The sequence below is a fragment of the Streptomyces sp. ISL-36 genome (assembly GCF_018614205.1).
In the GTDB taxonomy this organism is placed as follows: Bacteria; Actinomycetota; Actinomycetes; order Streptomycetales; family Streptomycetaceae; genus Streptomyces.
In genome coordinates, this window is the sequence record NZ_JAGGOS010000108.1 from 17,495 (window position 1) to 37,303 (window position 19,809).

The following is a 19,809-nucleotide window of genomic DNA, read 5'->3' on the forward strand; positions in this document are numbered from 1 at the left end:
CCGGAGCTCGTCAGCCCAGGTCGGGGGCGTGCATCGCGCGGACTCCCTCGATGTTGCCGTCCAGGTAGTGACGTAGGGACAGCGGTACGAGATGTACGGCGGCGATGCCGACCCGGCTGAACGGCACCCGGACGATCTCGTACTCGCCGCACGGTTCCTCGATCTCGGGGCCGTGCCGCAGTGAGGGGTCCATCGATTCGAGCCGGCAGACGAAGAAGTGCTGGACCTTCACTCCGGAGACACCGCCGTCGACGATGTGTTCGACGGTGTCCACGAAGCAGGGGACCACATCGGTGATCTTGGCGCCGAGCTCCTCGTGCACCTCCCGGTGAAGGGCCTGCACGACGGTGGTGTCCGAGGCTTCGACCCCGCCACCGGGCGTCAGCCAGTAAGGATCCATCCCCGGCTTGGTGCGCTTGATCAGGATGAGGTCGTTTCCATCGAGCAGAATGGCGCGTGCGGTGCGCTTGACCACAGGACGTTCGGTCATGGGAAGAAAATGGCCCACAACAGGTGTCCTGAAACTCACCAGTCGCCGGAGGCCCGCAGCAGCCACTCGTGGGCCCGGGCGATGTGGGGCAGCGCGAGGGTGCCCGCCCGGACCACCAGGAAGTACGTCCGCAGCGGAGGCACCGGCGGATCGAGCAGCGCGACGAGACGCCCCTGCTCCAGGGCCTCCTCGCACAGATACCGGGGCAGCACGGCGAGCCCGGCGCCGGCGGCCGCCGACTCCAGCACGGCCCGTAGATCCGGCGCTATGACGGTCGCCGCCGACGCGGGTTTGGTCTCGAAGACCGCCGCCCAGTAGCGGGAGACGAACGGCAGCGACTCGTGCACCTCCACGACCGGGAGCTGTTCCAGGACGACCGCGCCCCTGCGCAGCAGCACCTCGGGCACGAGCCGGGCGGCCCAGCGGGGCGCGGCGACGAGGACGTGCTCCTCGTCGCAGAGCGGGGTGGAGGTGAGGAGACCGCCGCGCGGGCGTGCGGTGGCGATGGCCAGATCGTGGTGTCCCGCGGCGAGCCCGTCGAGGAGGTCCTCGGCGTTTCCCAGGAACGACGCCCGGACCGACAGGCCCTGGGAGACCAGGGGAGTGAGGGCCGGGAGCGCGCGCGCGGAGGTGAACTCCGGAGGCCCGGCCAGATGAAGGGTCCGTACCCCGCTCTCCTCGTCCACGCCGGTCTCGGCGATCTCGACGAGCGCGTCCAGATGCGGGGCGGCGCGGTGGGCGAGCTCGTCCCCGATGGTGGTGGGGGTGACCCCACGGGCCTGTCTGAGGAAGAGCGGGCGTCCCAGCTGCCGTTCCAGCGTACGGATCTGGCTCGTGACGGCGGGTTGTGAGAGTCCGAGCAGTGCGGCGGCACGGGTGAAGGAGCCGGCCCGGTGCACCGTGACGAACGTGCGCAGCAGGGCGAGATCCATGTCCGCCCCCTCCCGGCCGTTTCGGCCGTTCGACTCAGGCGGTCGGCTGACGGCGCCTCAGGACCGTCCAACTATAAATAAGTCGATAGGTCTCTGTCGCTACCGTGATTGGACACTGACGCAGAGTCAACTAGCCTTGTCGAGACGGTTCTCCGCGCGTGGAACCGGGGCGTTCCGAGCCATGAGGGGGGAGGCTCGGAGCGCCCCGTTCCGTGTACCCGGAGGTCAGCCCGAGGCCGGATCCGCGCCGTCCGCTCCGGCCCCGTCCGCTCCATCGGCCGTGACGGCCTTCTCTGCCGTCTCCGCTTCGTCGAGCGCGCGCAGTACGTCCGCGATCAGGTCTTCCGGGTCCTCGGCCCCGACCGAGAAGCGGATGAAGCCCTCCGGGACCGCGTCACCTCCCCACCGACCGCGCCGCTCGGCCGTGGAGCGCACGCCACCGAAGCTGGTGGCGTCGTCGACGAGACGCAGCCCGCCCAGGAACCGCTCGGCCCAGGCCTTGTCCGGCAGGACGAAGGACACCACGGGCCCGAAGCGCCGCATCTGCGTCGAGGCCACCGCGTACGAGGGGTCGTGGGGCAGCCCCGGGTAGCGCAGCCCGGCCACCTCCTCGCGCGTGCTTAGGGCCCGCGCGAGGGCGAGGGCCGATGCGCACTGCCGGTCGACCCGGAGCTGGAGCGTGGCGAGCGAGCGGTGGGCGAGCCAGGCCTCCATGGGGCCGGGAATCGCCCCGACGATCTTGCGCCAGCGCCGCACCCCCGCGGCCAGCCGCGGATCGCGGCAACTCATATGGCCGAGCAGGATGTCACCGTGGCCGGTCATGCCCTTGGTGTCGCTGGCCACGGAGAAGTCCGCGCCGAGTTCCAAGGGGCGCTGACCGAGCGGGGTGGCCAGGGTGTTGTCGACGGCGACCAGCGCGCCGGCCTCGTGCGCCGCGCGCACCAGCCGACGGATGTCGCAGACGTCGAGGCCGGGGTTGGAGGGCGTCTCGATCCACAGCAGCCGCGCTCCGTCCAGGACGGTCAGCTGGGCGTCGCCGCCGGTCGGCGCGGTGCGCACCTCGATCCCGTACGCCCTCAGCTGCTCGTGGACCAGGGGCAGCGCCTGATAGCCGTCGTCCGGCACGACGACCGCGTCGCCGGCCTTGAGCTGGGAGAAGAGGACGGCGGAGATGGCGGCCATGCCGGAGGCGAAGACCAGCGTCTCCACGCCCTGCTCCCCCGGGGCCTCCAGTTCGCCGATGGCGCGTTCCAGGTGGGTCCAGGTGGGGTTCTCGTCCCGCCCGTAGGTGTAGGGGCCGGTGGGGTCGCCCGGCAGATGGAAGTGGGCGGCGAAGACCGGCCCCGGGAGGGTCGGCTCGTACTTCACCGGCTCGGGCAGTCCGGCCCGTACCGCCCGCGTCCCGTCGCCGAGTCCGGCGCCCCACGACCGCATCGGCCCTGTCGAGTCCGTGCTCATACCGCCTGTTCCTCCACACTCTCGCGCACGGCGGCGAGCAGACCCTCGCTCGCCGCCTCCACCATCTCCAGGCACTCCTCGAAGTCCTCCGCCCCGCCGTAGTAGGGGTCGGGGACGTCGAGGTCGCCGGCCGCCGGATCGTACGAGCGCAGCAGCCGCACCTTCGCCGCGTCCCGCGGAGTCGGGGCGAGCCGCCGCAGTTCGCGCAGATGGCTCTCGTCGAGAGCGACCACGAGATCGAGGGCGGGGAACCAGGAGGCGCGGAACCGGCGGGCGGTGTGCCCGGAGTCGTAGCCGTGATTCTCCAGGACGGCGATCGTCCGCCGATCGGCGCCGTCCCCCTCGTACCAGCCGCCGGTGCCCGCGCTTTCGACCTCGACCGCGCCCGCCAGACCGGCCTTCTCCACCTGGGCGCGGAAGACCGACGCGGCCATCGGCGAGCGGCAGATGTTGCCGGTGCAGACGAAGCAGACGCGGTACGTCATCGTCCGCACTCAGTCACGGTCGGGGAGCACGACATTGAGCGCCCAGGACACGACGGAGATGATCAGGCCACCGAGGACGGCGGTCCAGAACCCCTCGACATGGAAGCTGAGGTCGAGCTGGTCGGCCAGCCACGAGGTCAGCATCAGCATCAGAGCGTTGACCACCAGCGTGATCAGGCCGAGGGTGAGGATGAAGAGGGGAAGCGTCAGCAGCTTCACGACCGGCTTGACCAAGAAGTTCACCAGCCCGAAAACCAGGGCGACGAGGATGAGCGTCCAGGCCTTCTTGCCGGTGCTCTCACCGGTCAGGGTGATGTCCTGGAGAAGCCAGATGGCCACTCCCAGGGCGCCCGCGTTCGCGAGCGTCTTGACTACGAAATTCATCATGTGTCTGATCGTGGCAGACATGATCGGGCCAAGGGCAGGGGCGGACGGACGATGAAGGCATTCCGACTGGACGAGTTGGAGGCGGAGCGCGCCGCCAACGACGGCGCGTACCTCCAGTTCCTGCGCGAGCGGAACATGTCGGTCGGTCTGTACGCGCTCGACGCGGGCTCCCTCGACCCGCAGAAGCCTCACCAGCAGGACGAGGTCTACTTCGTCGTCAGCGGCCGGGCCGCGATCACGGTGGGGATGGAGACGACGCAGGTGGCCCGCGGCAGCGTGGTCTACGTACCCGCGGGGGTGGCCCACAAGTTCCACCACATCACCGAGGATCTGCGGGTCCTGGTGGTGTTCTCTCCGCCGGAGGGCTGATCTTCCCGGGGGTGAGCCCGTCGATTCCCTAGGGGTCGGATCAGGGGAGTTCAAGGGCCGCGCGGCCCCCATGGGGCCCGGTCCGGGCCCTAGCATCGAGGGTGTTCGGCGCAGAGCGCGCGGAACGGACTCTTCGGGAGATGAGGTAAGCGCGATGGCGGTACGAGAGATTCTCGCGGGGATGCCGTGGTGGGTGAAGTGGGTGGCCATACCCGTCCTCGCCCTGCTTGTCTTCGGCGGCCTGATCACCAGCATCGCGACGTTCGTGATCGGTCTGCTCTTCAAGGTGCTGGTCTTCGTCGCACTCGTCGGCGGACTGATCTACGTCGTACGGAAGTTCATGTCCTCGTCGACCTCGCGCGAGGACTGGTAGCGCGAGTCACCCGTCGGTTCGAGGCAGCCGTCACCCCCGCCGACGGCAGCCGTCGGGGGCGTTAGCCCGGCCGAGGGAACCCGCTGGTTGAAACCGCGTGTGCTCCGAGGCTGCCATTAGAGTGGCAATCCCCTGCCGCCCCGGGGAAGAACCGGTGTAGATCCCCTGTGCCGACCAGCGGTTCTCCACCTCACCCGGGCGGGTCCGCCACCGGACCCCACCGGTTCCCAGGCCGCGGCGGGCGCGCGGGGGCGGCCCCCGCGGGCGGGTGCACGGCACCCGTTGTCACGCCTGGGGGTGACCTTTGGCCACGGCTACGCAGTCAGCTGTCCCTACCCTGATCGGCTCGGTGCAGCGGGCGCTGAGACTCCTGGAGGCCGTGGGCTCCCATGAGGACGGAGCTCCTGCCAAACAGCTCGCACGCGAAGCGGGGCTCCCGCTCCCCACCGCGTACCACCTCCTGCGCACCCTGACGCACGAGGGCTATCTGCGCCGCGAGAAGGGCGTCTTCGTCTTCGGCGACGCCGTAGGCCGACTGGTCGGCGGCGGAGTTCTGCAGAATCGTCGCACCAAGATCGAAGACGCTCTCGCGCACTGGCGCGACGAGATCGGCGTCCCCGTCTATTTCGCGATGTACCGCGAGGGCGAGATCGAGCTCGTCGCCGTCGCCGACACCCCCTCCGCTCCCGCGGTGGACGAGTGGGCCGACTTCCGTGAGACGGGTCATGCTCATGCGATCGGCCAGTGTCTGCTCAGTCAACTCGATCTGAAGAGCCGTCAAGACCACCTCGACCGGCATCCGGTCGAATCCATCACGCCGTATACGGTGCGTAACCAGAGTGCCCTTTTGGAGCGTTTGGGCGCTATGGGGCGAATGGAGCCCCTGGTGGAGCGCCAGGAATATGCGCTCGGCACGGTCTGCGCCGCCATCCCCATCACGGCGGGCTCCACGGCCGCCGCCATGGCGATTTCCCTTCCCCTCCACCAGGAAGAACGGTTGCTGCCCGCAGTCAATTGGCTACAGAGAGAGATCGGAACGCTCTTCAGCTCCTTCGCTTTCTCTATCAGTATCTGAAAAATCACTCCTTGTGATCTGCTAGCGCGTGCAGCACGATGGCGTCAAGAGGGCCATGAGGGACCATTCCTGGCCGTTTTGACCACAGCTTCAGCAGCCGTGTTTACACAACTGCTTCATCTACTGCGGGGTACATGATGCGAGAGTCGGTTCAGGCCGAGGTCCTGATGAGCTTTGTGGTCTCCGAGGAGCTCTCCTTCAGGCTCCCGGTGGAATTGCGATACGAGACCCGGGATCCCTACGCGGTACGGATGACCTTCCATCTCCCCGGAGACGCGCCGGTGACCTGGGCCTTCGGCCGGGAGCTGCTGCTCGACGGGATCAACCGACCGAGCGGGGACGGCGATGTGCACATCGCGCCCATCGACCCCGAGGATCTTTCCGACGTCGCCATCCGGCTCCAGGTAGGCAGCGATCGGGCCCTGTTCCGGGCCAGCGCTCCGCCGCTGGTCGCCTTCCTCGATCGAACGGACAAGCTGGTCCCCCTCGGTCAGGAGCGGACCTGGGCTGGATTCGAGGACAACCTCGAGGCGGCGCTCGGTCGGATCCTCGCCGAGGAGAACGCCGGCTGAACAACCCCGGGGGGAGCCGGTCACTTCGGCCGGCGGCGGCGCCCACCCCGGGACGAACGCTTCTCCGGGGATCCCACGGAACCCGGGGTTCCGGCTGAGCCGGGGGACCCCGGGATTCCCGGCCGGTCGGCGGAGACCACCAGCGCCGCGAGCGCGGTGGTGACCGGCACCGAGGCGACCAGACCGATCGAGCCCACCAGCGTCCGGACGATCTCCTCCGCGACCAGTTCGCTGTTGGCCACGGTGCCCACGCTGCTCTGGGCGATGGAGAAGAGCAGCAGCAGGGGAAGGGCCGCACCGGCGTAGGCGAGCACCAGCGTGTTCACCACGGACGCGATGTGATCGCGTCCGATCCGGATGCCGGCCCGGTAGAGAGCCCGGGGCCCCATCCGCGGATCGGCCTGGTGCAGCTCCCACACCGCCGACGTCTGGGTCACCGTCACGTCGTCGAGGACACCGAGCGAACCGATGATGACGCCCGCGAGCAGCAGACCGGACATGTCGATGCCCGGGTAAAGGCCGTGGATCAGGCCGGTGTTGTCGTCGGTGTTGCCACTGAGGGACGCCCAGCCGATGAAGAGCGAGCCGAGCAGCCCGATCAGGAGCAGCGAGATCAGGGTCCCGAGCACCGCGACCGAGGTACGGGCCGAGAGCCCGTGGCACATGTAGAGGGCGATCAGCATGATCGCGCTCGACCCGACCACCGCCACCACCAGCGGGTTCGATCCCTGCAGAATCGCCGGCAGGATGAAGAAGGTCAGCACCAGGAAGCTCACCGCGAGCGCGATCAGCGCCATCAGCCCGCGCATCCTGCCGACGAGGACCACCGCCAGCGCGAAGATCACGGCGAGCAGCACCATCGGAACCTTGCGGTTCACGTCCGTGACCGAGTACTGAAGATCGCGCGGTGCGTCGGGGGCGTACGCCACCACCACGCCCTGCCCGTCCTCCAACTGCCGGGGCGCGTCCGGCTGCACGATCTCGGTGAAGGTACGGCCCTTGTCGTTGCCGCTGGTGACCTCGATCGTCGCCTTCTTGCACTCCCCCTGCTGGGCGTTGACCGCCTCCCGCCCCTCGGGGGTGGAGGTGTCTCCGGTCGGCGGGACCTGGGCGGCGTTCACGTCCTTGCAGTCGATCCGTTCGACCGAGACGACCTTGCCCTGCTCGGTCTGCCGGTCGAAGCCGACTCCGGTGCGTTCGTGGGCCGGGGCACCGCCGGGCCACAGCACGGCAAGTCCGACCACCACGGCGGTGGCGAACGGGATCAGGACCGCGGCGATGACCTTGCGCAGATGACGCGACACGGGCGCGGCAGGCCCGTGGCTGTGGGTGTGGCCGTGCCCATGGCCGGCGTTCCCATGTCCGTCGTGGCCGTCGGGTTCGGGGGTCTGCTGCGAGGAAGTCACCGACCGATCATCGCAAGAACGACGGGGGCCCACTGTTCAGCACGCCCGGGTTGACGCTAGCGTGGTGGCACCTTTGCACACGCGGGAGCTCGGAGCACCGGGCTGAGAGGGCGCTGACGATCGCTGCGCCGACCGCCGAACCTGTTACCGGGTAATGCCGGCGTAGGGAGATCGGTCTCATGACCATTCAGGATGCACGCACGCCTGCCACCAGCCAGGACGGCCAGGACCGCCAGGACGAGCGCAAGCCGGGCTGGCACAAGGGGTACATCGCGGGGTCGCGCCCCGACCTCCGTGTTCCGGTCCGTCAGGTGCACCTCACCAACGGCAAGGACGTGACGCTCTACGACACGTCCGGTCCGTACACCGACCCCACCATCGACACCGACGTACGACGCGGCCTTCCGCCGTTGCGCGAGAACTGGATCATCGGCCGAGGCGACACGGAGGAGTACGCGGGCCGCCCGGTCCGCCCCGAGGACGACGGGATCAAGCACACCTCTCCGCGCGGGGGCCTGAAGAACCTCGACGCGGTCTTCCCCGGCCGCCCGCGCCAGCCCCGCCGGGGCCGCGGCGGCCAGGCGGTGACGCAGCTCGCGTACGCCCGCCGGGGCGAGATCACGCCGGAGATGGAGTACGTCGCGATCCGCGAGAACGTCTCCCCCGAGGTCGTGCGCGAGGAGATCGCCGCAGGCCGCGCCGTGCTCCCGGCGAACGTGAACCACCCGGAGATCGAGCCGATGATCATCGGGAAGCGGTTCCTGGTGAAGGTCAACGCCAACATCGGCAACTCCGCCGTCACCTCCTCCATCGAGGAGGAGGTGGAGAAGATGACGTGGGCGACCAAGTGGGGCGCGGACACGGTCATGGACCTGTCCACCGGCCGCAACATCCACACCACCCGCGAGTGGGTGCTGCGCAACTCCCCCGTGCCGATCGGCACCGTGCCGCTCTACCAGGCCCTGGAGAAGGTCGACGGCAAGGCCGAGGAGCTGACCTGGGAGATCTACAAGGACACGGTCATCGAGCAGGCCGAGCAGGGCGTCGACTACATGACGGTGCACGCCGGCGTGCTGCTGCCGTACGTGCCGCTGACCGCCCGTCGCAAGACCGGCATCGTCTCGCGCGGCGGCTCGATCATGGCCGCCTGGTGCCTGGCGCACCACAAGGAGAACTTCCTCTACACGAACTTCGAGGAGCTCTGCGAGATCCTGGCGGCGTACGACGTCACGTACTCGCTGGGCGACGGACTGCGCCCCGGTTCGATCGCGGACGCCAACGACGACGCGCAGTTCGCGGAGCTGCGCACGCTCGGTGAGCTCAACACCATCGCCAAGCGCCACAACGTGCAGACGATGATCGAGGGCCCGGGCCACGTCCCGATGCACAAGATCAAGGAGAACATCGACCTCCAGCAGGAGATCTGCGAGGAGGCGCCATTCTACACCCTCGGCCCGCTGACCACGGACGTCGCGCCCGCGTACGACCACATCACGTCCGGGATCGGCGCCGCGATGATCGCCTGGTGGGGCACGGCGATGCTCTGCTACGTCACGCCCAAGGAGCACCTGGGCCTGCCCAACCGCGACGACGTGAAGACCGGTGTCATCACGTACAAGATCGCGGCGCACGCGGCCGACCTGGCCAAGGGGCACCCGGGGGCGCAGGAGTGGGACGACGCGCTGTCGGACGCCCGGTTCGAGTTCCGCTGGGAGGACCAGTTCAACCTGGCGCTCGACCCGGACACGGCTCGTGAGTTCCACGACGAGACGCTGCCCGCGGAGCCGGCGAAGACCGCGCACTTCTGCTCGATGTGCGGTCCGAAGTTCTGCTCGATGAAGATCTCGCAGGACATCCGGCGCGAGCACGGCGGCGACCTCAGGACCGGGCTCGAGTCGGACGAGATCGAGGCGGGCATGGCGGAGAAGTCCAAGGAGTTCGCCGCGTCCGGCAACCGGGTGTACCTCCCGCTGGCGGAGTAGCCGGCCGCACCGGCCGTACGTCCGGGGCGGGTACGCATCGCACGGCCGTGGGGGCCGTGCGGGACGTGCCCGCCCCGACGGGGTCACTCCGGCTGGTGCTCCGGCGGCCCGAAGTCGGGGCTGGAGAAGTCCGGGCTGCTGAACGTCGGCCGGCTGCCCGAGGAGCCCTCGCTGGGACTGGCGAATTCAGGGCCGCTGTAACCGATCTTCGGTATGCGAGAGGTCCGGGGCGGCGGCAGGGGCGAGGCCGACGAGGCCGGGCGGCTGCCGGGCTCGGCCAACGCGTCCCGCAGGAACGGCAGGATGCCCCGTTCGAGCAGCGCGCGGCGCCAGGCGTCGCGGGCCCGGGACAGTTCGTCGTCCACCTCGCCCTCGCCCGCGGTTCCCGCGGCCACTTCGGTGGAGCGGTTGCGCAGCGCCGTGACCAGCAGGCCCGCGGCGGCGCAGAGCAGTCCGGCCGCGGCGACGGCGCCGAAGAACCAGCCTGCCGTCAGCAGGGTGTCGGCGAACACCATCGCCGGATCGAGCACCTTCAGAAGGGCGCCCACCAGCAGGAAGATCACCGCGGCCGCTCCGGAGAGCACCGGCGCGAGGACCGTGACGATCGCGACGATGCCCGCGCCAGGACCGCTCACGCCGTCGCCGTCCCCGGTCAGGACCGCGTTCATGACACTCGTACCGCTCGGTGAGCGGCCCTCCTGGCGGACCTTCACGAAGTGGTCGTACTCGACCGCTGCCGCGGTGGTGATCAGCGCCGTCGCGTTCAGCGCCATCGTGCGCAGCTGCGCGGTCGTGAGCCGTTTCCCGACCTCGGCGAGATCCGGACGTTCGTGCGCGTTGCGCAGTGCATCGTCGAGGACGCGCTCGTACTCGGCGCGGTCCTCGGTCAGCAGGTGCGGAGCCACGTTCATGTGCATCCCCCGATGCTCCGTCTGGCCGGATCGACCCTGGAAGAACGGGCAGTTGGGCGGAGACGGAGGAGAGCCTGCTACGGATGATCCGATGGTATTGCGGTTACGGCACAGGGTGACAGGGGGTTTCCGGAAATCGACTTCCCCGGATGCGTAGGGTTATGCCTCAGCGGTGCAGGGGGAGTTGGACCACCAGCAGCTTTCCGGCCATGGTCACACCGCCGTCCATGGCGATCGCCAGACCGTCGGCGTACACGTGCGGACCGTCGACCACCGGACCGGAGCCGTCCTCGCCGTCCTCGGTGCCGACCTGGCCGAGGAGGTACGGGATGGGGCTGTGGCCATGGACCACCCGGCCGCCGCCGTACGTGCCGAGCAGCTCCTGCACCGCCTGGGGGCCGGCGTCGTCGCGGAAGGCGAAGCGTTTGGTGAACTTCCGGAACAGGTCCCAGACCTCGTCGGCGTCGTTCCGGTTGATGATCTCGTGGACGGTCTCGTTGACGTCCTCGATGGTGGAGCCGTACTCGAGGTACGCGGTGGTGTCGGAGTGCATCAGGAGGTGCCCGTCCTCCTCCACCACGGCGTCCAGCCGGGACATCCACTGCAGATGGACGTCCTGGAGTCGGTCCATGTCCTGCTTCTGGCCGCCGTTGAGCAGCCATGCCGCCTGGAAGGTGGCGGTGCCGGCACCGGAGTTGACCGGGGTGTCGGCGAAGCGCTTGGCGCCGATGAGCAGCAGTTCGTGGTTGCCCATCAGGGCCTTGCAGTAGCCGCCGGCGGCCGCGGCCTCGGCGGACAGGCGCATGACGAGGTCGATGACACCGATGCCGTCGGGGCCGCGGTCGGTGAAGTCGCCGAGGAACCAGAGACGGGCGTTGCCCGCCGCCCAGGCGCCGTTCTCGTCGATGAGGCCCTGCTCTCGCAGGGCGGCGACGAGTTCCTCGAGGTAGCCGTGGACGTCGCCGACCACGTAGAGCGGGCCGGGGCCCTCGCCGGCCGGCACCGGCGCGGGGGCCGGGGCCGGATCGACCCGGACTTGCACGGTGTCTCCCCGGTTGATGATCGGGAGGTCCCGCTCGGTGGGGGTGTAGCCCTCGGGGACGTCCCCCTCCGGGAAGGCGTTGCCGGGGTGCCCGGTGGCGACGGCGACGATGGACGAGGAACCGGCGGCGGGCGGCTCGGTGACATGGCTCAGCTGGAGCGTGGGCGCGAGCGAGGAGGCGGGGCCGACGGGAGGGCCGAACGGAGCCACCGGGGCCACCGGGCCGAAGGGGGCCGCGGAGTCGACGGGGGCGGGGTCGGCCGGGGCATCGACGGGGTCGAGTGCGGCCGGTGGGCCGACGGGGGCGCCCGAGGGCGGTTCGGTGGCGTGACCCTGCACGGGCACGCGGGCGTACGGCGGTACGCGGAAGTCACGCAATGTCGCCGTGCGCACCACGGGTTCCTGCCCGGCCCCCTGAGTCATCGACCCCTCCACCACCGTCGTGACGCCCTGCACATCACGGACCGGCCTGGTCGGGGTGGCCCGTGATGTCGTGCGCCCATCATAGGAATGAGGGTCCTCCTGTGTGACGCACCAGGGGTGGTGAATCCGGGTCCACTCCGGGTTCACCGGTCGTTTCGCCCGAATTGAGAAGGTCCGGGCCAGGGTCGGGCTCGGGTCGGCTCTGGGTTTGGGCCGGGACCTCGGCGCATACCGGTCCTTCTTCCTCTTCCTCTCCCCTTATCCCTTCAACTCTTCCCCTCCTCTCCCTCTCCCTCCCCCTCCTGCTCCTGCTCCTCCTCCTCCTAGTCCTTCGCAGGTGACCGGGGCGGGCTGACGGTCGTGCGCGGTGGACGCCGCTGCGAGGAGGTGCGGACGATGAGTTCGGTCGGTATCACCTGCTCGACAGGTCCGTCGGTGTCGATTCCCTCGATGGCGTCGATGAGGAGCTGGACGACGGCCGTGCCGATCCGGCGCGGTTTGAGCGAGAGCGTGGTGATCGGCGGTTCGGTGTTGGCGTAGACGGTCGACTCGCTGCAGCAGACCAGCAGCAGATCGTCCGGGACGCGCAGTCCGTAGCGGCGGGCGGCCGCCAGCAGATCGGTTCCGTTGGGGTCGAAGAGTCCGTACACGGCGTCGGGTCGGTCCGGGCGGGCGAGCAGCCGGTCGGCCGCGACGGCGCCCGCGCACGGATCGTGCGCCGGATAGGCCTCGTAGACGGGGTCCTGTCCGACCCGCTCGCACCAGTTGAGGTACGCGGTGGTGGACAGACGGGTGTAGGTGTCGGTGGTGGTTCCGGTGAGCAGGCCGATCCGGCGGGCGCCGGCGTCGGCGAGATGGTCGAGGAGGTCGAGGACCGCGGCTTCGTGGTCGTTGTCGACCCAGGCGGTCACCGGGAGCGTGCCGGCGGGGCGTCCGTCGGAGACGACGGGCAGGCCCTGGCGGACGAGTTCGGTGACGACCGGGTCGTGGTCGGAGGGGTCGATGACGACGGTGCCGTCGAGGGCGACGTTCGACCAGACGTCATGTCGGGAGGTGGCGGGGAGGATGACCAGGGCATAACCGCGCGCGAGCGCGGCCGATGTGGCGGCTCTGGCCATCTCCGCGAAGTACGCGAATTCGGTGAAGGTGAAAGGTTCATCCCCGTAGGTCGTCACGGTCAGGCCGATGAGGCCCGACTTGCCGGTACGGAGCGTGCGGGCCGCTGCGGATGGGCGATAGCCCAGCCGGTCTGCGACCTCGCGGACGTGGCGGCGGGTGGCGTCCGGGAGCCGGCCCTTGCCGTTGAGCGCGTCGGAGACAGTCGTGATGGAGACCCCGGCGGCGGCGGCCACGTCCCGGATGCCCGCTCGTCCCTGCCGGCTTCCCCGGGTCTGTGCCCGGCTCACCTGGTGCTTCCCTGCTGCTGTCATGGCGAGCCGATAGTAGGGCGAGGGCGGGTGGTTGAGCCGGTCGCATATGCGCGCATTGACAGGCACGTTTCTGCATGATCGATATTGACCAACCGCCTTGGAACTCAAGGAAGTTATGGGATCCGACGTGTGATCTTCGGTTGTCGATGCGTATGAGCCTGCCAAGGGGATGAGGTCTCGAAGAGGTCTCAACTCACCTCTACGGGGGACGCGCGCCACGGCGCCCGCCACCGGCGCGCGCCACCCGAGCCCGCGCTCCCCCTGTTGTCCACAGCTTGTCCGACCCGTTGTCCACAGCCCATTCGCAGCGGGGGCGAATCCTCATAAGGTGAGGAGTATTGGTGGTACGGACGGTCGAGGAGGACCACAGTGAGCGCAGTGAGCGAGACCGGCGGAACGGGCGGGGCGAGCGCGGGCGGCCCGAGGCTGCGCGCCGTGCTGGACGGCATCCCGACCTACAAGCCGGGCAAGCCGGCTGCCGCGGGCGGACCGGTCGCCTTCAAGCTGTCCTCCAACGAGAACCCGTACCCGCCGCTGCCGGGTGTCATGGAGAGCGTGCTGGCCGCGGCCGGGAGCTTCAACCGCTACCCGGACATGGGCTGCACCGGCCTCGTGGAGGAGCTCGCGGACCGCTTCGGGGTGCCGCTCTCCCACCTGGCGACCGGTACCGGCTCGGTCGGTGTCGCGCAGTCCTTGATCCAGTCGACCGCGGGCCCGGGCGACGAGGTCATGTACGCCTGGCGCTCCTTCGAGGCGTATCCGATCATCACGCAGATCAGCGGGGCGACCTCGGTGCAGGTGCCGCTGACCGACGGCGAGGTGCACGACCTCGACGCCATGGCGGAGGCGATCACCGACCGCACCCGGCTGATCTTCGTCTGCAACCCCAACAACCCCACGGGCACGGCGGTGCGCCGGGCCGAGCTGGAGCGCTTCCTGGACCGCGTGCCTTCGGACGTTCTGGTCGTGATCGACGAGGCGTACCGCGAGTTCGTCCGCGACACCGACATCCCGGACGGCATCGAGCTCTACCGTGACCGCCCGAACGTGGCGGTGCTGCGGACGTTCTCCAAGGCGTACGGGCTGGCCGGACTGCGGGTCGGCTTCGCGATCGCGCATGAGCCGGTGGCGGCGGCGCTGCGCAAGACGGCGGTGCCGTTCGGGGTGAGCCAGCTGGCGCAGGACGCCGCGGTGGCGTCGTTGCGGGCCGAGGACGAACTGCTCGGGCGGGTCGGCTCCTTGGTGGCCGAGCGCGAGCGGGTCCACGCGGGGCTCGTGGCCCAGGGCTGGACCGTGCCGGACACCCAGGCGAACTTCGTCTGGCTGCGGCTCGGTGAGCGGACGGTGGACTTCGCGGCGGAGTGCGAGCGGCACGGCGTGGTGGTGCGGCCGTTCGCGGGTGAGGGCGTGCGCGTCACGATCGGTGAGTGCGAGGCCAACGACCTGTTTCTGAAGACGGCGGAGGGCTTCCGTAAGGAGGGTTAGTCCGCCACCAGCTCCACGCGGATCGGGTCGCCGTCCCTGACGGTGGCCAGGATGTGCGGGTCGCCGTCCAGTGCGCCCAGGAGGTTGCAGGGGGACGCGAGCCGGCACTCGTCACCCCGCGATATGGGGGTGGCGCCGTAGGGGAGGGCGAGCGCGTCGCCCTCCGTCCAGAAGGCGACGGTGCCGGGTTCGACCACCTGCCGGGCGTCGGCTTCGAGGGCGGCGGAGACAGGTGTGTCGAAATACACTTCCTCGCCCCATGTCCGGGCGGTGGAAGAGAGCGGGAGAACCCCCACGAGCGCCTTGCTCGTGGGGGTTTCGTCGATGGTGGCCGTGGTGTGACCGGTCGGCCAGGAGATACGGATCTGAAGGCTCATGGCCCCGATTCAACAATATGTTGAAGGTCTGGGGAAGGGGTGACCTTCGAGTAGGGACCCCCGGTCTTACGTACGGATTTCGTATGAGCCATAATGCTTGTGAATGTGAACGCGTTCACAAGCGTGTCACAGTTCATCCCGGGATGGGTGGGATTAAGGGGCAGGCTGCCCCCTGTGACCACGGCGATGTAAGGAGAAGACGACGTGGACCTCGCTCTGGCGCCAGAGACTCTGGCGCGCTGGCAGTTCGGCATCACCACCGTCTACCACTTTCTCTTCGTTCCTCTGACGATCTCCCTCGCCGCGCTCACCGCCGGTCTCCAGACCGCCTGGGTACGTACGGAGAACGAGAAGTACCTCAGGGCGACCAAGTTCTGGGGCAAGCTCTTCCTGATCAACATCGCGATGGGTGTGGTCACCGGGATCGTGCAGGAGTTCCAGTTCGGCATGAACTGGTCCGACTACTCGCGCTTCGTCGGCGACATCTTCGGAGCCCCGCTCGCCTTCGAGGCGCTGATCGCCTTCTTCTTCGAGTCGACCTTCATCGGCCTGTGGATCTTCGGCTGGGACAAGTTGCCCCAGCGGATCCACCTGGCCTGTATATGGATGGTGTCGATCGGCACGATCCTCTCCGCGTACTTCATCCTGGCGGCCAACTCCTGGATGCAGCACCCGGTGGGCTACCGGATCAACGAGGAGCGGGGCCGGGCCGAGCTCACGGACTTCTGGCAGGTGCTCACCCAGAACACCGCCCTCACCCAGTTCTTCCACACCATGACGGCCGCCTTCCTGGTCGGCGGCGCGTTCATGGTGGGCATCTCCGCCTTCCACCTGGCGCGCAAGAAGCACGTTCCGGTGATGCGGACCTCGCTGCGGCTGGGTCTGATCACACTGATCATCGCCGGACTCGGCACGGCCGTCAGCGGTGACCTGCTCGGCAAGGTGATGTTCAAGCAGCAGCCCATGAAGATGGCCGCCGCCGAGGCGCTGTGGGACGGCGAAGCGCCCGCACCCTTCTCGATCTTCGCCTACGGAGATGTCGAGAAGGGGCACAACAAGGTCGCCGTAGAGATCCCCGGCCTGCTGTCCTTCCTCGCGAACGACGACTTCAGCTCGCACGTGCCGGGCATCAACGACGTCAACAAGGCCGAGCAGGAGCGGTTCGGGCCCGGCGACTACCGGCCCAACATCCCGGTCGCCTACTGGGGCTTCCGTTGGATGATCGGCTTCGGCATGGCCTCGCTGACCATCGGCATGATCGGCCTCTGGCTGACCCGCAAGAAGTTCATGCTGCCGCCGGGGATGCGGACCGGTGAGAACGAGGTGCCGAACCTGGTCCTGTTCAAGCGGAAGGCACTCAGCCCCCGCCTGACCAAGTGGTACTGGCTCGTCGCCCTCTGGACCATGCTCTTCCCGCTGATCGCCAACTCCTGGGGCTGGATCTTCACCGAGATGGGCCGCCAGCCCTGGGTCGTGTACGGCGTGCTGCGCACCAGGGACGCCGTCTCCCCCGGTGTCTCCCAGGGCGAGATCCTCACCTCGATGATCGTCTTCACCCTGCTCTACGCCGTGCTCGCCGTCATCGAGGTCAAGCTCCTGGTCAAGTACGTCAAGGCCGGACCGCCCGAGCTCAGCGAGGACGACCTCAACCCGCCCACCAAGATCGGCGGGGACCACCGTGACCCCGACCGGCCCATGGCCTTCTCGTACTGAGGCTCAGGAGATCGAGGCATGGAACTCCACAACGTCTGGTTCGTACTCATCGCCGTCCTCTGGATTGGCTACTTCTTCCTCGAAGGGTTCGACTTCGGGATCGGCGTCCTGACCAAGCTGCTCGCCCGCGATCGCAGCGAGAAGCGGGTGCTGATCAACACCATCGGCCCCGTCTGGGACGGTAACGAGGTGTGGCTGCTGACCGCCGGCGGCGCGACGTTCGCCGCGTTCCCCGACTGGTACGCGACCCTCTTCTCCGGCTTCTACCTGCCGCTGCTGATCATCCTGGTCTGTCTGATCGTGCGGGGCGTCGCCTTCGAGTACCGGGCGAAGCGCCCGGAGGAGAACTGGCAGCGCAACTGGGAGCAGGCCATCTTCTGGACCTCCCTGATCCCCGCCGTGCTGTGGGGCGTCGCCTTCGGCAACATCGTGCGCGGAGTGAAGATCGACGCGCAGAAGGAGTACGTGGGCACCCTCGGTGACCTGCTCAACCCGTACGCGATCCTCGGCGGCCTGGTCACCCTCACGCTCTTCACCTTCCACGGGGCGGTCTTCGCCGCGCTCAAGACGGTCGGGGACATCCGGGTGCGAGCCCGGGCGCTCGCTCTGAAGCTGGGGATGGTCACGGCCGTCCTGGCGCTCGGATTCCTGAGCTGGACGCAGGCCGACAAGGGCGACAGCTGGAGCCTGGTCGCCCTTGTCGTGGCCGTGGTGGCGCTCGTCGGGGCCATCGGCGCGATCAAGGTGGGGCGCGAGGGCTGGTCGTTCGCGCTGTCGGGCATCACCATCGCGGCGGCCGTCGCGATGCTGTTCCTGACGCTCTTCCCGAACGTCATGCCCTCTTCGCTCGACCCCGCGTGGAGCCTTACCGTGACGAACGCGTCGTCCAGCCCGTACACGCTGAAGATCATGACTTGGTGCGCGGCCATCGCGGCCCCGCTGGTCATGCTCTACCAGGGCTGGACCTACTGGGTGTTCCGCAAGCGGATCGGCACGCAGCACATAGCCGACGCCGCTCACTAGTAGGGGATGTTTCACGTGAAACCGATCGATCCGCGCCTGCTCCGGTACGCCCGAGCCACCCGTCTCTTCCTCGCGGCGGTGGTGGTCCTCGGCCTGGCCGGGGCGGCGCTGGTCGTCGCCCAGGCGATGCTCATCGCCGAGGTGGTGGTGGGGGCCTTCCAGAGGGGCCTCCCGGTTTCCGACCTGCGCACGCCGCTGGTGCTGCTCGCAGGTGTCGCCGTGGGGCGCGGGCTGGTCTCCTGGCTGACGGAGCTGGCCGCCCACCGGGCCGGCGCGGCGGTCAAGTCCGAGCTGCGGGGACGGTTGCTCCAGCGGTCGGCGGCGCTGGGGCCGGGGTGGCTCAGCGGGCAGCGGGCCGGCTCGCTCGTCGCGCTGGCGACCCGGGGGGTGGACGCGCTGGACGACTACTTCTCGCGCTATCTGCCGCAGCTGGGACTCGCGGTCGTCGTGCCGGTGGCGGTCCTGGTGCGGATCGTCACCGAGGACTGGGTCTCGGCCGCGGTCATCGTGGTCACCCTGCCGCTCATTCCGCTCTTCATGATTCTGATCGGCTGGTACACCCAGGCCCGGATGGACCGTCAGTGGAAGCTGCTGTCCCGGCTGTCCGGCCACTTCCTGGACGTGGTGGCCGGGCTGCCCACGCTCAAGGTGTTCGGACGGGCGAAGGCGCAGGCCGAGTCGATCCGGTCGATCACGGCGGAGTACCGGCGGGCGACGATGAAGACGCTGCGCATCGCGTTCCTTTCGTCGTTCGCCCTGGAGCTGCTGTCGACGCTGTCGGTGGCGCTGGTCGCGGTCGGTATCGGTATGCGGCTGGTCCACGGCGACCTCGACCTGTACACGGGCCTGGTCATCCTGATCCTGGCGCCCGAGGCCTATCTGCCGATCCGGCAGGTCGGGGCGCAGTTCCATGCGGCGGCGGAAGGGCTGGCCGCCGCGGAGGAGATCTTCGAGGTCCTGGAGACTCCGGCGGCGGTCGGCGGCACGGGCGCCGTGCCGACGTCCCCGCGCATCGAGCTGGAGAACGTGACCGTACGTCACGCCGGCCGGGCCGAAGCCTCGCTGGACGGGGCGTCGCTGGTCGTGGAGCCGGGCGAGACGGTGGCCCTGGTGGGGCCGAGTGGTGTCGGCAAGTCCACGCTGCTCGATGTGGTGCTCGGATTCGCGACTCCGGAGGCGGGCGGCTCGGTCCGGGTCGGAGGAGTGGAGTTCGGCGCGCTGGACATCGAGGAGTGGCGGTCGCGGATCGCCTGGGTGCCGCAGCGGCCCTATCTCTTCGCGGGCACCATCGCCGAGAACGTCCGCCTGGCCCGCCCGGACGCATCCGACGAAGCGGTACGTGAGGCCCTGCGGGACGCTGGGGCGGATGGGTTCGTCGCGGAGCTCGCCCACGGGATCGACACGATGCTCGGCGAGGACGGCGCCGGTCTCTCGGCAGGGCAGCGCCAGCGACTCTCTCTGGCCCGCGCGTTCCTGGCCGATCGGCCCCTGCTGCTTCTCGACGAGCCGACGGCCGCGCTCGACGGCGGCACCGAGGCCGCTGTGGTCGACGCGGTCCGCCGTCTCGCGGCCGGCCGCACGGTCCTGCTGGTGGTCCACCGCCCGGCGCTGCTGGCGGTCGCGGACCGCGTGGTGGAGCTCCGGCCCGCAGAGAGGGAGCAGCGGGCAGAGCCGGGGCGGGAGACGGCGCCCGACGCGGTGGCTAGACCACGATTGGCGCCGGTGAGAGAACGCGAGCGGGAGGCTCTCGCCCTGCTACGCGAAGCGGCGACCCACGCGAACGCGGGGCCACAACGGCATACAAGCAAGCCCACCGTGGAGACGTACGTGAGCCGTATCCTGCCGAAAGTGGATTGTGCGAACCAGCAGCAGGCGG

At 69.1% G+C, this 19,809-nt stretch carries 19 protein-coding genes and 1 riboswitch; of the genes, 9 read left to right on the forward strand and 10 right to left on the reverse strand.

Going from position 1 to position 19,809, the window contains the following annotated elements; genetic code table 11:
- Positions 1-10: 10 nt before the first annotated feature.
- From J7E93_RS26210 to J7E93_RS26230, 5 genes are all read right to left on the reverse strand, one after another.
- Positions 11-490, reverse strand: a complete 480-nt coding sequence (locus J7E93_RS26210) for an NUDIX domain-containing protein (RefSeq protein WP_215072413.1) — start codon at positions 488-490, stop codon at positions 11-13.
- A gap of 35 nt (positions 491-525) precedes the next feature.
- Positions 526-1,422, reverse strand: a complete 897-nt coding sequence (locus J7E93_RS26215; RefSeq protein WP_215072414.1) for a LysR family transcriptional regulator — start codon at positions 1,420-1,422, stop codon at positions 526-528.
- Positions 1,423-1,647: 225 nt separating this feature from the next.
- On the reverse strand, positions 1,648-2,880 hold the full coding sequence (locus J7E93_RS26220) for a cystathionine gamma-lyase (protein ID WP_251067111.1): 1,233 nt from the start codon (positions 2,878-2,880) through the stop codon (positions 1,648-1,650).
- The gene (locus J7E93_RS26225) at positions 2,877-3,365 is read right to left on the reverse strand and encodes a low molecular weight protein-tyrosine-phosphatase (protein WP_215072432.1); all 489 of its coding nucleotides are present in this window, start codon (positions 3,363-3,365) and stop codon (positions 2,877-2,879) included. Before J7E93_RS26225 ends, J7E93_RS26220 begins: the two co-directional genes overlap by 4 nt.
- A 9-nt stretch (positions 3,366-3,374) precedes the next feature.
- Positions 3,375-3,752: a phage holin family protein gene (locus tag J7E93_RS26230; protein ID WP_215072415.1), complete on the reverse strand. Its 378-nt coding sequence runs from the start codon at positions 3,750-3,752 to the stop codon at positions 3,375-3,377.
- Positions 3,753-3,803: 51 nt separating this feature from the next.
- On the opposite strand from J7E93_RS26230, the gene J7E93_RS26235 reads away from it, so the two are divergent.
- The 4 genes from J7E93_RS26235 (at position 3,804) to J7E93_RS26250 (ending at position 6,141) form a co-directional block, all read left to right on the forward strand.
- The gene (locus J7E93_RS26235; RefSeq protein WP_215072416.1) at positions 3,804-4,121 is read left to right on the forward strand and encodes a cupin domain-containing protein; all 318 of its coding nucleotides are present in this window, start codon (positions 3,804-3,806) and stop codon (positions 4,119-4,121) included.
- Between the two features lie 154 nt (positions 4,122-4,275).
- Complete coding sequence (locus tag J7E93_RS26240; protein WP_215072417.1) at positions 4,276-4,494, forward strand: DUF5326 family protein; 219 nt, start codon at positions 4,276-4,278, stop codon at positions 4,492-4,494.
- 349 nt (positions 4,495-4,843) lie between these two features.
- Positions 4,844-5,569 (forward strand): IclR family transcriptional regulator, encoded by a 726-nt coding sequence (locus J7E93_RS26245; RefSeq protein WP_374105436.1) that lies wholly within the window; start codon positions 4,844-4,846, stop codon positions 5,567-5,569.
- Between the two features lie 137 nt (positions 5,570-5,706).
- Complete coding sequence (locus J7E93_RS26250; RefSeq protein WP_215072433.1) at positions 5,707-6,141, forward strand: SsgA family sporulation/cell division regulator; 435 nt, start codon at positions 5,707-5,709, stop codon at positions 6,139-6,141.
- Positions 6,142-6,161: 20 nt separating this feature from the next.
- Here the strand turns inward: J7E93_RS26250 and J7E93_RS26255 are convergent, their stop codons facing one another.
- On the reverse strand, positions 6,162-7,547 hold the full coding sequence (locus J7E93_RS26255; protein ID WP_215072419.1) for a YibE/F family protein: 1,386 nt from the start codon (positions 7,545-7,547) through the stop codon (positions 6,162-6,164).
- 71 nt (positions 7,548-7,618) lie between these two features.
- Positions 7,619-7,733, forward strand: a riboswitch (TPP riboswitch).
- Between J7E93_RS26255 and thiC the strand changes: the two genes are divergently transcribed.
- On the forward strand, positions 7,727-9,529 hold the full coding sequence (gene thiC, locus J7E93_RS26260) for a phosphomethylpyrimidine synthase ThiC (RefSeq protein WP_215072420.1): 1,803 nt from the start codon (positions 7,727-7,729) through the stop codon (positions 9,527-9,529). Its footprint overlaps the riboswitch before it by 7 nt.
- An 83-nt stretch (positions 9,530-9,612) precedes the next feature.
- On the opposite strand, the gene J7E93_RS26265 is transcribed toward thiC, so the two are convergent.
- The 3 genes from J7E93_RS26265 to J7E93_RS26275 form a co-directional block, all read right to left on the reverse strand.
- Positions 9,613-10,446 carry a hypothetical protein gene (locus J7E93_RS26265; protein WP_215072421.1) on the reverse strand — a complete coding sequence of 278 codons (834 nt, stop codon included), beginning with the start codon at positions 10,444-10,446 and terminating at the stop codon, positions 9,613-9,615.
- A gap of 160 nt (positions 10,447-10,606) precedes the next feature.
- On the reverse strand, positions 10,607-11,905 hold the full coding sequence (locus J7E93_RS26270; protein WP_215072422.1) for a metallophosphoesterase: 1,299 nt from the start codon (positions 11,903-11,905) through the stop codon (positions 10,607-10,609).
- Positions 11,906-12,228: 323 nt separating this feature from the next.
- Positions 12,229-13,335, reverse strand: coding sequence for a LacI family DNA-binding transcriptional regulator (locus tag J7E93_RS26275; RefSeq protein ID WP_215072423.1), 1,107 nt, complete (start codon positions 13,333-13,335; stop codon positions 12,229-12,231).
- A gap of 378 nt (positions 13,336-13,713) precedes the next feature.
- Between J7E93_RS26275 and hisC the strand changes: the two genes are divergently transcribed.
- Positions 13,714-14,820 (forward strand): histidinol-phosphate transaminase, encoded by a 1,107-nt coding sequence (gene hisC, locus J7E93_RS26280; protein WP_215072434.1) that lies wholly within the window; start codon positions 13,714-13,716, stop codon positions 14,818-14,820.
- Here the strand turns inward: hisC and J7E93_RS26285 are convergent.
- A complete protein-coding gene (locus J7E93_RS26285) occupies positions 14,817-15,197 on the reverse strand; it encodes a cyclophilin-like fold protein (protein ID WP_215072424.1) in 381 nt (126 codons plus the stop codon). The two genes, hisC and J7E93_RS26285, sit on opposite strands and share 4 nt — an antisense overlap.
- A 204-nt stretch (positions 15,198-15,401) precedes the next feature.
- On the opposite strand from J7E93_RS26285, the gene J7E93_RS26290 reads away from it, so the two are divergent.
- The 3 genes from J7E93_RS26290 to cydD form a co-directional block, all read left to right on the forward strand.
- Positions 15,402-16,910: a cytochrome ubiquinol oxidase subunit I gene (locus tag J7E93_RS26290; protein ID WP_215072425.1), complete on the forward strand. Its 1,509-nt coding sequence runs from the start codon at positions 15,402-15,404 to the stop codon at positions 16,908-16,910.
- An 18-nt stretch (positions 16,911-16,928) separates the two neighbouring features.
- Positions 16,929-17,933 carry a cytochrome d ubiquinol oxidase subunit II gene (cydB, locus tag J7E93_RS26295; protein WP_215072426.1) on the forward strand — a complete coding sequence of 335 codons (1,005 nt, stop codon included), beginning with the start codon at positions 16,929-16,931 and terminating at the stop codon, positions 17,931-17,933.
- A 15-nt stretch (positions 17,934-17,948) separates the two neighbouring features.
- A partial coding sequence (gene cydD, locus J7E93_RS26300) for a thiol reductant ABC exporter subunit CydD (protein ID WP_308368793.1) occupies positions 17,949-19,809 on the forward strand: 1,861 nt, incomplete at its 3' end.

Coding starts and splice junctions, on each gene's coding strand:
- J7E93_RS26250 (WP_215072433.1), top strand. CDS start 5,707: ATGCGAGAGTCGGTTCAGGCCGAGGTCCTGATGAGCTTTGTGGTCTCC.
- J7E93_RS26240 (WP_215072417.1), top strand. CDS start 4,276: ATGGCGGTACGAGAGATTCTCGCGGGGATGCCGTGGTGGGTGAAGTGG.
- J7E93_RS26265 (WP_215072421.1), bottom strand. CDS start 10,446: ATGCACATGAACGTGGCTCCGCACCTGCTGACCGAGGACCGCGCCGAG.
- J7E93_RS26285 (WP_215072424.1), bottom strand. CDS start 15,197: ATGAGCCTTCAGATCCGTATCTCCTGGCCGACCGGTCACACCACGGCC.
- thiC (WP_215072420.1), top strand. CDS start 7,727: ATGACCATTCAGGATGCACGCACGCCTGCCACCAGCCAGGACGGCCAG.
- J7E93_RS26275 (WP_215072423.1), bottom strand. CDS start 13,335: ATGACAGCAGCAGGGAAGCACCAGGTGAGCCGGGCACAGACCCGGGGA.
- J7E93_RS26215 (WP_215072414.1), bottom strand. CDS start 1,422: ATGGATCTCGCCCTGCTGCGCACGTTCGTCACGGTGCACCGGGCCGGC.
- J7E93_RS26210 (WP_215072413.1), bottom strand. CDS start 490: ATGACCGAACGTCCTGTGGTCAAGCGCACCGCACGCGCCATTCTGCTC.
- J7E93_RS26220 (WP_251067111.1), bottom strand. CDS start 2,880: ATGAGCACGGACTCGACAGGGCCGATGCGGTCGTGGGGCGCCGGACTC.
- J7E93_RS26270 (WP_215072422.1), bottom strand. CDS start 11,905: ATGACTCAGGGGGCCGGGCAGGAACCCGTGGTGCGCACGGCGACATTG.
- cydB (WP_215072426.1), top strand. CDS start 16,929: ATGGAACTCCACAACGTCTGGTTCGTACTCATCGCCGTCCTCTGGATT.
- J7E93_RS26235 (WP_215072416.1), top strand. CDS start 3,804: ATGAAGGCATTCCGACTGGACGAGTTGGAGGCGGAGCGCGCCGCCAAC.
- J7E93_RS26225 (WP_215072432.1), bottom strand. CDS start 3,365: ATGACGTACCGCGTCTGCTTCGTCTGCACCGGCAACATCTGCCGCTCG.
- J7E93_RS26230 (WP_215072415.1), bottom strand. CDS start 3,752: ATGATGAATTTCGTAGTCAAGACGCTCGCGAACGCGGGCGCCCTGGGA.